The following is an 11,221-nucleotide window of genomic DNA, read 5'->3' as shown; positions in this document are numbered from 1 at the left end:
ATGGCGGCGTTACAAATATTTTTGCGTAAGTCCCGATCTACTTTTATATATTTGCGGATGCGGGTGAATTGTTGATGAAAGTTATTATTTGGGTAGGGGCAGGTTTTTTACAATTATTGATGGGTGCAAGTTTGACTAGCAAACCCACCACAACATTCACGCCTTTATTGACCTTTATTAAATTTATTAAGGGTTGCTAAGGTCAATACTCCGGACAGTTTTTAAGCGGCCAGAGTACCATAGGACAGGAGTTCAGGAAAGTTAGGGTGATTTAAAATCAAATTTGGGTCTAAATCTAACTTATCAATAAAGGTAGAAAGTAGATGCCGATTGAGTTGTAGGCGTTTGTAAGAAGCCATCGAAAACACAAATGGCTGGGTTGATAAGTGACAATTATAAGCCTGATATTTGGCTAAGTTCAGAGAAGTTAAACTGGCATTAAAATGAAAATCAAGCCGTTGTGGATGAGGAGATTGACAATCAGATAAGCCCGTAAATTGTTTGGCATCACGAAACACAAATTCTATCTGAAAACGCGCCTGATAATATTCAATAATTTGTTCAGGAGATAGATGAATATCAGTGCTAAATAATAAGGCATTTTTGATTTTACCGTTGGCTTGAACCTCAGAAATACAAACCAAACAAATTTGGCAATTTAAACAACAACTCCACACAACTAATGTAGAGAGTGAAACGCCCGGTTTTATTTCTTTGACAAAATTCAGGCGACTCAAATCTTGGCCGTCAAATTTACCATCATATTTCCGAGGTGCGCCCAGTTTCTTTTGTTCACCTGTATAAAGATAACGGAGGTTAGCATCAAATCTTAATTTGCCAATAAAATCTAAATTCAACTCTCGCACGGTATCCCAGAATTTAGAGCGGTAATAATAGCCGTCAGCCACCAAATAACGAACAGAATTTGGGAAGAAAGAACGAGTATCTTTTAGATGTTTAGCATAGTCGTCAACTCTTGTTATATCAGGATTTGAGCTTTCATGCGCCTGTTTTTTGCGCTGATTTTTTTGTCGGTTTTTCTGGGTAACTTTTCTGGGTTTTTTCGGTGGTTCTGTTTGAGGACGTGAGGGAGTTTGTTGCACACTTAAACTATAGGATAAATGCGTTTCAACTTCGACAATAGAAATCACAGAAATTTCCAATCCCTGTTCAGCCTTGCCAGCAATACCATTATAAAAATAAGCTTTGCCCTCAGTTTTTTTACCACTTTTTCTTAAGAAAGAACAATCAATGACAGCAATAATTGTCTGCTCAGGATTCAAGGCTTGTTTAAGAAAATATTGATTAAATTGCGGGAAATTAAAGTGTTTGAGAAAGTGGCGACGATAGGTTTTTTCACTTAAAGAGCTATAACGGCTAAGATTCGTGAAGTTAACCTTGCCATAAATGAGTAAAATAGTTGAAAATAAAATTACTAAAAACTTCTTTTGGGGTTGACTAATCCCTGGCATTTGTTGTAAGATTGATTCCATAAGTTTCATAAGGCAATCTCTTAAGCTTGTATATTTTTTTAGCTTAACCTAAATCACAGTGCTGTCTTTCTGTTTTGTTTGGGTTCAGCTTCTACTCACTTTTTTGGCTTCTGTGCTGTGTTGCGATCGCGTCCTTAGTTAAAAACTGTCCGGAGTATTGTAAGGTCATAGTTTGATGATAATTTAAAACAAAACGGCAGAAAAATCATGTTCAAACTGTACAGATGGCAGCGGATTATTGCTTTAATAATTACCTTTGCAATGACAGCGGCGACGATCGCGATCGCTACCCCATTAGTTTATGGTCAAACGCCCCCAAAATTGCCAAGAACTGAATTACGCGGTGTTTGGCTCACTAACATTGATAGCGAGGTTTTATATTCTAAAAAAAATGTAACTACAGCCATCGATCGCCTAGCTCAACTCAACTTTAATACAGTTTATCCCACCGTTTGGCAAGGCGGTTATACCCTTTATCCCAGTGCTATAGCTAAAGGAGCAATGGGTATAGCTATGGAACCAACACCAGGATTAAAAGGGCGAGATGTACTGAAAGAAATCGTCGATGAAGCACATAAAAAAGGATTGGCTGTTATTCCTTGGTTTGAATTTGGTTTCATGGCTCCCGCTGATTCAGAATTAGCTAAAAAACACCCCGACTGGCTGACTAAACGTCGCGACGGTACAACTATCTGGAAAGAAGGCAAAGATGACCGCGTTTGGCTGAATCCGTTTCACCCGCAAGTACAGAAATTTATCCTAGATTTAATTATCGAAATTGTGGTTAAATATAACATAGATGGGATACAATTTGATGACCATTTTGGATTGCCTGCTGAATTTGGCTATGATAATTTAACAGTGGCAATGTACAAAAAAGAAGTTAATGGTCAATCTCCCTCTGATGACTTCCGAGAAACTTTCTGGGGGCGGTGGCGGGCTGATAAAATCAATGGTTTCATGGGGCGAATTTTCCGGGCTGTAAAATTCCGCAAACCTAAATGTATTATGTCTCTTTCTCCTAACCCTTTACACTTTGCCTTACCCGCTCATTTACAGGACTGGTTTACTTGGGAAAGGCGCGGTTTCATTGAAGAAATTATCATTCAAGTTTACCGGAACGATCTACCTCGTTTTGTGGCTGAATTAGAGCGAGAAGAAGTTAAGCTGGCTAAAGGTCATATTCCTGTGGGGATTGGAATTTTAACAGGATTGAAAAATAACTCTATCCCGCTTAAACAAATTCAAGATCAAGTTCAAGAAGTGCGTAAGCGGGGATTAGCAGGGGTGTCTTTCTTCTTCTATGAAAGTTTGTCTAGTTGGGCAAAAGAAACACCAGAACAACGCAATTCAGCCTTTAGACAGATGTTTCCTACAAAAATGCAGCGACCATCGGTTTGAAATTTGGAATCATCATTTGTAGTAATGTCTTTAATGATGATTTGCAATCGCAAAGAAGTGACTAAAGTTGGTACTATGAACGATAATCGGGTAACATACTTTGTAGTAATGACTTTAGTCATTATCAAACCTATAAAAAAGCGGCTAAAGTCGCTACTACGAAAGATAATGAATGTAATTCCAGCTATTGATTTATTAGAAGGTCGGTGCGTCAGACTCTATCAGGGAGATTATGCGCGATCGCAAACCTTTAATGAGAATCCCGTTGAAGTGGCTAGACAGTGGGTAGATCAAGGCGCGACGCTATTGCACTTAGTAGATCTCGACGGCGCGAAAGCGGGTCATGCCGTCAATCAAAAGGCAATTGAAGCCATTGTCAAAGCAGTAGATGTACCTTGTCAAGTCGGGGGCGGTTTGCGCGATCGCGCTTCAGTTTCCACCCTGATCAATTTAGGCGTTAAACGCGCTATCTTGGGCACTGTAGCAGTTGAAAAGCCGCAATTAGTTGCCGAATTGTGCGGCGAATTTCCCGGTCAAATTCTGGTGGGAATTGATGCGAGAAACGGGAAAGTTGCGACTAGAGGCTGGCTAGAAACCTCGGAAGTTTTAGCAACGGATCTCGCGCACCAAATGGCTCAACTCGGTGCAGCGGAGATTATTTACACCGATATTCAACGGGATGGAACTCTCTCTGGGCCGAACTTAGAGGCTTTGCGAGAACTGGCAAATGCTGTAGCTATTCCTGTAATCGCATCTGGCGGCGTGAGTTCGATCGCAGATTTGCTGAGTTTGTTGGCTTTGGAACCTTTGGGAGTGACAGGCGCGATCGTTGGCCGGGCTATTTATACAGGTGATATCTCACTTAAGGAGGCAATTCGGGCCGTAGGCCAAGGACGTTGGCAGGATGTACCCCCGGATTTGGGTTCTTCAAGTTTTGCTTGAATTGGTGAGGAGTTACCCACGCGGGGTCAAAAACCCGGTTTCTGTGTCAATATCTCTCGGATAGCCGGGATTTTTCAAAGAAACCGGGTTTTTTACGGTGCTAAAGCGGATGGGTTTATAATGCTAGTAATGAGTAGTTTATAAGCAAAATGTCACCCAAAACTTTCGATATTGCTTACTTATCAGATAATCTAACCGATTTATTGTCAGATATTCAAAATCACGTTGAAGTGACGCTAACTCGACAGGGTGTCCCTTGGGCTAAGGTTTTGCCTTTGGCTCAACCTGAAGAAGATTCTATAGTCCCAAAGGCGGGTTTAAATCGTGGTTCTATGGTGATGAGTGATGATTTTGATGAGCCTTTACCAGATTCTTTTTGGGGTTTATGAAGGTTTTATTAGATACTCATATCTTTATTTGGTGGGACAGTGAGCCTGAGAAGTTATCACCAAATATTTTAGGTTTGCTACAACGAACGGATACGACACGATATGTCAGTGTTGTTAGCTTGTGGGAAATACAAATTAAAAGTCAATTAGGCAAACTTGAGCTTAGTCAATCCCTAGCGGACATTTACAACAGCCAAAGTAAAAATGGCATCTCTTTTTTGCCAGTCATCCCTGCCCATATCCTAAATTTGAATAGTTTGCCTTTACATCATAAAGATCCTTTTGACCGGATGTTAATTTCTCAAGCTTTGGTTGAGGGATTGACGCTGATTTCGGTAGATGAGAAGTTTAACCTTTATGATGTACTGATACTCTCCTAAAGCTGCGATCGCGATAATTTGAAAGGGGTTGGCTTGTACGGTAGTTTGGCGTACAATTAAAGTTATTCATGTATTAACCTGTAAATTTATCGCTTTTAATTGCCATGAATTCCCTGACTAAGTATTTAGGAAGTGAAAATTCTCGATCGACCAAAACTGCCCGCCTAGAAGCACGACTCACTCAAGAACAAAAAGAATTATTATTAGAAGCAGCGCAAATAAGCGGGTTTTCGCTGACAGAATTTGTGGTCGCAAGTGCGGTGGAAGCTGCTAAGCGCACGATTCAAGAACAGACGGTGCTAAAGTTGAGCAAGAACGACAGCGAAGTATTTGTTAATGCTTTACTCAACCCGCCAGAACCGGGGGAAAAATTGCGTGAATCTGCCAAGCGATATAAACAGTCTCAAAGTTATCATATTTAAAGAATTTCCTCCGCTAAAAGCCGACCATCGCAGCGCTCGTATTCATCTTCCAAAAGCCATGAATGAGCCTCATCATAGCTTGAACTAAAAAACAGAGACTTATAGTTTTTTGATGGGTCATAAATACAAAATCCTCCGTTTTTTCCACTCACTAACATCAAAATCCGAGGGGGAAAAACAATTGGATCTACCCACAATTCGATAAATTTCCAGTCATTAATTTGTTCGGCGAGGTCTGGTGTGTGGGATAACATGGAACAATCTCAAACTTTCTGAGTAAGGTGCAAGTCGCCCACAATTGGCAATTCAAATACATTACTCTCTCTCAACCGCTTTGAGAAAAACATCACCTCCAAATTTTCAATTTCCTGAGTTTCAGGATTAAGACGAGCAACAACTCCATAATCTAGTTCTTGGGATTCTTGCTCTGCATAAGGTAAACACTGATTAACGTACAAAATATCACCCACTGCATCGTACTTAAAAATTAGTTTTTTTGCCATATTATTTCTCCTTGAGTTACTGTTTTTGTCAGGTAAGCTGTCACGATCCAATTACGATCTCTGGGAACTGTATCGCTAACAACAGCTACTACAACATACCTACCCTTGCGACCTTTGCCATACTGCTTTGAAAATAGAAAAGTATTGCCGAAACGTAAATCGCATCTAACTTCATCTGGGTCAGCTAAAGTTTCAGCAATCTTTTCCTGATAATCTGGTAACAGATCGGGATGTGTCTCAGCAATGTGCTGCTCTCGCTCTTCTGTAAGTTCAACTTCACTATCGAGATATGGACAGAAAAATTGTGTTGTCACGCTTCTCCAGTCTCGCTAATTTTAGTTACCTAACTTTTAGATTACCATAATTATCTGACGAGTGTAGCGATCGCCCTTCTTTGAATCCTTCCGCTTAGTTAACGTGCGTAGGCGAAGCCAGCCGCAGGCATCGCTCTTTCCAAGTAACTACTGATACTCTACTAAAGCTGCGATCGCGATAATTTGAACGGGGGTTGACTTGTACGGTAGTTTTGCTTACAATTAGACGCAAGATAATTTTCAACCATGTAAATATTATGAACGCTCTTAAAAATTCCTTTAAGTTAATCATGGGCGGCAACACAAACATCTCCGCTATGATTAATGCTATTATTCGAGCTACCCTTGAGTTTAGAAAAAATGAAAATGATGATAAACTAACTTTTCGTCAAATACATATTTTTCATACAGAGCAATCTCTACAATCCCTGATAGGAGAAACTAAACCTTGGCAATCAGCACTAAATCACTACGGAATCTCATCCACAAGTTTTGTTCACCATGTCACTAAGTTAGAAGACTCTAATGTTGAGAGATTTAGAGATATGCTAGAGCAGTTACGTACAATTATTGATTCTAGGAATAACGATTGTTATTATGTTGATTTAACTGGAGGCATTTCATCCCTACAAGCAATATTGGCAGTTTTTTCTTATGTTCTTGATATAGAGCATATATATACTTTAGAAACTCAATTTTCCTCAGATGGCGAAGCAAGAAATAGACAAAGAGGTTTGTTCTATGATCAATTGGAAGATGAAATAGAAACAGGCGAAATAAAAATAAATTATCGCAAATTTCCTCCCATTCGAGATTTTGATGAGTTTGGAAAATTAAATTATACTGAAATTCTCCGATATCGCAATAGTATCTCAGCTTTAACTGAGAAGTTAGTTGAGAGTTTAGCGGGTTTAAAATTTCCATTAGAAGAGATTGATATTAACCATTTGCAAGCATCTTTCTTGTCAGGCGTTAATTCTCGTCTAATGGGGGAAACAACAGGAAATATTTATGACTCTCACAATTCTATATATTCTTTTTCCTCTGGTATAGAAGAAATCACTAATATAATTATTAGAGTTTTGATACACGGAAAAAGCGCAGATAAAACGTTAGGTGATAAAATGAAAGAAATCAGAGATTTTTTTGAAACAACACCTCAGTATTTTGTCAATGAAAAAATATTGGGACATTTTACATATTTAATGAAAGAGATACGAAATGAAGCGTCTCACCCAAACAAAAAAACAGAAAAAAAGGATATCGTTCCAATTCAATCTTATCTTACTTCACACTTAGCATTTACATTTCTACAATTTACTATTAAAACTTTAGCTGCTTTTGTGGTTCTGGATAAAAGGGGAAATCTTTTGGAATATAAAATTCTCCGCCCTCCCCATGATACTGAAGGAAAAATATTCTATTTTGGGTTGGATGGAGATGGAACAGGCAAGTATTTAGAGCTAGCTTTCGGCGATTCAGCTCAAGATGAATCTGAAGTGTTCAAAAGAAGTCGTGCAATCAGCAAAGCAATTGAAAAAATGAGCAAGCTGATATGGAGTGAAACAAAAGATTCAAACTCAGTGATTTTTGCTGAGGGGGATAATATATTATTTAAGTCTCAATACAATGAATCTCTACTTAGCAAGTTGCAAAAAGAATATAGAAGTACAACAGATGTCTTGACTAGCAGTATAGGTTTTGGTGAAACTTTGCGAGAAGTTTCAAGAGCTATGAAATTAGCTAAGGCACAGCAAGGTGACAGTATTGTTGGTATAGCTTTAAAAGAGATTTAGCTTTTTACTTTGATATTCTTTCCGGCAAACTTTGTCGCCAACCTGCGATCAATACACTCATCTAAGAGAAGCTTCATCCTACGCCACCAACCCAATTAATTGCTTTCTAGCCTCTTCCAACAGTGCAATTACTTGTTCCCTAGTGACAGTAGGAAATCCCTCTAAAAAATCATCAATTGATTCCCCCGCCTCTACATAGTCAAAAAGTGTTTCCACAGGAACCCTAGTGCCTACAAAAACAGGAGTCCCACCCATAATTTCACTCGAAGTGCTGAGCGTGGGAAAATTCTTAGACATAAGCCTTTAGTGTTTAGTTACTAAGACCTTTTATTTTACCAATTGTCGGAATTGTATATTTTTAGCGATCGCACGCCCAAAACAATAATCAACCCAACTTTCCCCTCACCGCCTAGTCAAAGGATCGGCATAAGGATCGGGCAAAGCCTGCTGCACCTCCAACACCGCCGCAGGTTGCACCCTCAACTCCCCGCTACTCAATGTTTTTTTTAACCCCTCATCCCTACGGCTGGGGTCTTGCAACTTCACCAACTCCTCCTGGTAAACCGCAAAAATCTTACCCAAACTCGCTGCAACAGCGTCCCAAGTCTCATCCTGAACCAACTTATCCGCAATTCCCTGGAATACCTCACCCTCTTGCTTCTTCCGAACGTACTCCTTAAGTAACTTCCCAGACCTCTGCATCGCCGCCTGGTAAACGTCCCCATCCGACCACCACAGACCCGGCTGACTCAGCAACCACGTCAAAATGTACTCCTGAGCGTAGCGCTCCTTTACCCAAGCCGCAAGGTGCTGTAATTCCTGCATTGTTATCGCCTCCTAACTTTTATCTTAGCTATTCGTTTAATTGTATCTATCGTTACCGCACAATATTTATAACTGCCTTTTTATGGTATCCTGCATATCTTTGTATAGCTGGAAATCTTAAAAAAACCTTACCAATTTTATCAAAAACCAGGTATCAAATAGAAAAATTAAAGTAAATTGAATCCAAGCCCAAAACCAACAACAGAGTCAACAAAGATTTATGGCACAGCAAAACTTTGGAGTAATTGGTCTAGCCGTTATGGGCGAGAACCTAGCGCTAAATGTAGAGAGTCGCGGCTTTTCCGTATCCGTCTTCAACCGCACCTACGCCAAAACCGAAGAGTTCATGGCTAAACGCGCCCAAGGCAAGAATATCATCGCTACCCAGACTCTTCAAGAATTCGTCCAATCCCTAGAACGTCCCCGCAGAATCCTAGTCATGGTACAGGCCGGCAAGCCCGTTGATGCCGTCATCCAGCAGCTAAAACCCATGCTAGACCCGGAAGACATGATCATTGACGGCGGTAATTCTCTCTACGAAGATACCGAACGCCGTACCAAAGAATTAGAAGCAACGGGACTGGGATTTGTGGGTATGGGCATCAGCGGCGGCGAAGAAGGCGCTCTCAATGGTGCTAGTTTGATGCCGGGAGGTACGCAAACAGCTTACGGGAAATTGGAGCCAATTTTGGTCAAAATTGCCGCTCAAGTAGACGACGGCCCTTGCGTGACTTTCATCGGCCCTGGCGGTGCCGGTCACTACGTAAAAATGGTACACAATGGCATTGAGTACGGCGATATGCAGTTAATTGCTGAAGCCTACGATTTGCTTAAAAATGTGGCCGGACTCAATGGCCAACAGTTGCATGAAGTGTTTACAGAATGGAACACCACTGACGAACTCAACTCATTTTTGATTGAAATTACTGCTAATATTTTCAAGTACAATGACCCGGAAACTAAGCAGCCCTTAGTTGAGGTGATTATGGACTCAGCGGGTCAAAAAGGTACGGGTCGCTGGACGGTAGTTAGTGCTTTGGATTTAGGAGTGAGTATTCCCACAATTACTGCTGCTGTGAATGCTCGGATTATGTCTTCTTACAAAGACGAACGGATTAAAGCTTCTCATGAATTATCGGGGCCTTCTGCCAAGTATGAGGGCGATCCGAAGGAGTTGGTAGGCAAGATCCGGGATGCTCTTTATTGCTCGAAGATTTGCTCTTACGCTCAAGGTATGGCGTTGTTAAGTGCTGCCTCGAAGTCGTTTAATTACGAATTGGCTTTGAGTGAAATTGCGCGAATTTGGAAAGGCGGCTGTATTATCCGAGCTGGGTTTTTGGATAAGATTAAAAAGGCTTTCAATGACGATTCTAAGTTGCCAAATTTGCTGCTAGCGCCGGAGTTTAAGCAGACAATTTTAGATCGGCAGGTAGCTTGGCGGGAGGTGTTGGCTACTGCGAGTACGTTGGGGATTGCTGTACCAGCTTTCAGTGCGTCGCTAGACTATTTTGATAGCTATCGGCGCGATCGCTTGCCCCAAAATCTGACGCAAGCTCAGCGCGATTATTTCGGCGCTCACACTTATGAGCGAACTGATAAGCCGCGTGGCGAGTTTTTCCACACTGAATGGACTCAGGCTTCTCAAGATTCGATTCAAACTGGAACTACGGATTAATTTTTTGTTAACAGTTAACGGTTAACTGTTAACCGTTAACTGTTAACTGGTTTTGACGCTTTTTTTCTAGATAGCTGTTTATATATTCATCGTTAAAGAGCGATCGCGCTATTGTAAGTGCTTCTTCTCTTTCTGCGTCTGTCATGTAATCGTCGCCTTTTAAACCGGATGGCAAATGTCGAGGATCGCCGCCTGCATCGAGAAATCTTTGACGCGCGATCGCCATTAATTCTCCTAATCTTCGATCTTGCTCTTTCCTAATTTGATTCTGATTCGTCATAGTTCGCAACCTCGTCTATACGAACAACCTCGCCACTTTGTAGTATAGCAGCCCTTGGTAAAATTTGACTTGGGGTTTCGATGTACCAAAATCCCTTTTCTTCATCATAGATCCTCCAGATGAGCAAGTCCAGAGTGTCTAGGGCATTGATAATTAAGTATTGGACTCCCGATGATGGCATTGATTGAGCAGGTATAGTTAAGCCAGTTAGCTATTTTATACGAAATCCGGCTTAAATACCCCCTTTATTTTTTAGTCTCGAATTGCGCGGACTTCGTTTTTGTAGAGGGTAGCAAACCCGGATTTGGTATTACGCCTACATCTGCGGTTGTAAATTATTTTGACGCTTTTTTTCTAGATAGCTGTTTATATATTCGTCGTTAAAAAGCGATCGCGCTATTGTAAGTGCTTCTTCTCTTTCTGCGTCTGTCATGTAATCATCGCCTTTTAAACCGGATGGTAAACGTCGAGGATCGCCGCCTGCATCGAGAAATCTTTGACGCGCGATCGCCATTAATTCATCTAAACGCTGTACTTGCTGTCTGTTGTTATCATTCGGTTTCGTCATAGTTTTGAACCGCTGCGAGAGGAACAATATCGCCATTTTGCAAAAGGGCAGCCCTTGGTAATACTCGGCTAGGGGTACGGATATACCAAAATCCCTTTTCTTCATCATATATAGCAAATTCCATGTATCTGTGGTACACTATGTTCAGTAGCGATCGCAGAAAAAATGAAACCTTATTTGATCGAGTTTCGCCAAAAAATAGTTAAAGCCTATGAACAAGGAGACACATCAAT

At 40.8% G+C, this 11,221-nt stretch carries 16 protein-coding genes; 7 read left to right on the top strand and 9 right to left on the bottom strand.

From position 1 onward, the window contains the following. Positions 1-221: 221 nt before the first annotated feature. Positions 222-1,493: a transposase gene (locus tag PY364_RS01025; protein ID WP_275519651.1), complete on the bottom strand. Its 1,272-nt coding sequence runs from the start codon at positions 1,491-1,493 to the stop codon at positions 222-224. A 207-nt stretch (positions 1,494-1,700) separates the two neighbouring features. On the opposite strand from PY364_RS01025, the gene PY364_RS01020 reads away from it, so the two are divergent. The 5 genes from PY364_RS01020 (at position 1,701) to PY364_RS01000 (ending at position 5,027) form a co-directional block, all read left to right on the top strand. Then, the gene (locus tag PY364_RS01020; RefSeq protein ID WP_275519649.1) at positions 1,701-2,894 is read left to right on the top strand and encodes a glycoside hydrolase family 10 protein; all 1,194 of its coding nucleotides are present in this window, start codon (positions 1,701-1,703) and stop codon (positions 2,892-2,894) included. A 168-nt stretch (positions 2,895-3,062) separates the two neighbouring features. Continuing rightward, entirely contained in the window at positions 3,063-3,836 is a 774-nt protein-coding gene (gene hisA / locus PY364_RS01015) for a 1-(5-phosphoribosyl)-5-[(5-phosphoribosylamino)methylideneamino]imidazole-4-carboxamide isomerase (protein WP_275519653.1), read from the top strand. 149 nt (positions 3,837-3,985) lie between these two features. Then, complete coding sequence (locus PY364_RS01010; protein WP_275519647.1) at positions 3,986-4,225, top strand: toxin-antitoxin (TA) system antitoxin; 240 nt, start codon at positions 3,986-3,988, stop codon at positions 4,223-4,225. Continuing rightward, positions 4,222-4,605 carry a type II toxin-antitoxin system VapC family toxin gene (locus tag PY364_RS01005; RefSeq protein WP_275519644.1) on the top strand — a complete coding sequence of 128 codons (384 nt, stop codon included), beginning with the start codon at positions 4,222-4,224 and terminating at the stop codon, positions 4,603-4,605. The genes PY364_RS01010 and PY364_RS01005 overlap by 4 nt, the downstream gene beginning before the upstream one ends. Positions 4,606-4,709: 104 nt before the next feature. Continuing rightward, on the top strand, positions 4,710-5,027 hold the full coding sequence (locus PY364_RS01000; protein ID WP_275519642.1) for a DUF1778 domain-containing protein: 318 nt from the start codon (positions 4,710-4,712) through the stop codon (positions 5,025-5,027). Here PY364_RS01000 and PY364_RS00995 read toward each other — a convergent pair. From PY364_RS00995 to PY364_RS00985, 3 genes are read right to left on the bottom strand one after another with little or no spacing between them, the layout of a single operon-like run. Beyond that, entirely contained in the window at positions 5,024-5,281 is a 258-nt protein-coding gene (locus PY364_RS00995; protein ID WP_275519640.1) for a hypothetical protein, read from the bottom strand. The two genes, PY364_RS01000 and PY364_RS00995, sit on opposite strands and share 4 nt — an antisense overlap. Positions 5,282-5,290: 9 nt before the next feature. Further along, positions 5,291-5,530, bottom strand: coding sequence for a DUF2283 domain-containing protein (locus PY364_RS00990; protein ID WP_275519638.1), 240 nt, complete (start codon positions 5,528-5,530; stop codon positions 5,291-5,293). Beyond that, positions 5,515-5,844, bottom strand: a complete 330-nt coding sequence (locus PY364_RS00985; protein WP_275519636.1) for a hypothetical protein — start codon at positions 5,842-5,844, stop codon at positions 5,515-5,517. Before PY364_RS00985 ends, PY364_RS00990 begins: the two co-directional genes overlap by 16 nt. 257 nt (positions 5,845-6,101) lie before the next feature. Here PY364_RS00985 and PY364_RS00980 point away from each other — a divergent pair, with 257 nt between their 5' ends. Then, positions 6,102-7,640, top strand: a complete 1,539-nt coding sequence (locus PY364_RS00980; protein WP_275519634.1) for a mCpol domain-containing protein — start codon at positions 6,102-6,104, stop codon at positions 7,638-7,640. Positions 7,641-7,718: 78 nt separating this feature from the next. On the opposite strand, the gene PY364_RS00975 is transcribed toward PY364_RS00980, so the two are convergent. Next, a complete protein-coding gene (locus tag PY364_RS00975) occupies positions 7,719-7,937 on the bottom strand; it encodes a DUF433 domain-containing protein (RefSeq protein WP_275519632.1) in 219 nt (72 codons plus the stop codon). 105 nt (positions 7,938-8,042) lie between these two features. Further along, on the bottom strand, positions 8,043-8,465 hold the full coding sequence (locus PY364_RS00970; protein WP_275519630.1) for a hypothetical protein: 423 nt from the start codon (positions 8,463-8,465) through the stop codon (positions 8,043-8,045). 220 nt (positions 8,466-8,685) lie between these two features. Here PY364_RS00970 and gnd point away from each other — a divergent pair, with 220 nt between their 5' ends. After that, entirely contained in the window at positions 8,686-10,140 is a 1,455-nt protein-coding gene (gene gnd / locus PY364_RS00965; RefSeq protein WP_275519627.1) for a decarboxylating NADP(+)-dependent phosphogluconate dehydrogenase, read from the top strand. Between the two features lie 28 nt (positions 10,141-10,168). Here gnd and PY364_RS00960 read toward each other — a convergent pair whose 3' ends face one another. From PY364_RS00960 to PY364_RS00950, 3 genes are all read right to left on the bottom strand, one after another. Next, entirely contained in the window at positions 10,169-10,420 is a 252-nt protein-coding gene (locus tag PY364_RS00960; protein ID WP_007354542.1) for a hypothetical protein, read from the bottom strand. Between the two features lie 316 nt (positions 10,421-10,736). Further along, entirely contained in the window at positions 10,737-10,988 is a 252-nt protein-coding gene (locus tag PY364_RS00955; protein WP_275519625.1) for a hypothetical protein, read from the bottom strand. Further along, positions 10,972-11,112, bottom strand: a complete 141-nt coding sequence (locus PY364_RS00950; protein ID WP_275519623.1) for a hypothetical protein — start codon at positions 11,110-11,112, stop codon at positions 10,972-10,974. The genes PY364_RS00955 and PY364_RS00950 overlap by 17 nt, the downstream gene beginning before the upstream one ends. Between the last annotated feature and the right edge of the window lie 109 nt (positions 11,113-11,221).

Source organism: Kamptonema sp. UHCC 0994 (genome assembly GCF_029167235.1).
Lineage (GTDB): Bacteria > Cyanobacteriota > Cyanobacteriia > Cyanobacteriales > Microcoleaceae > Kamptonema.
This window is presented reverse-complemented; position numbering and strand designations above follow the sequence as displayed.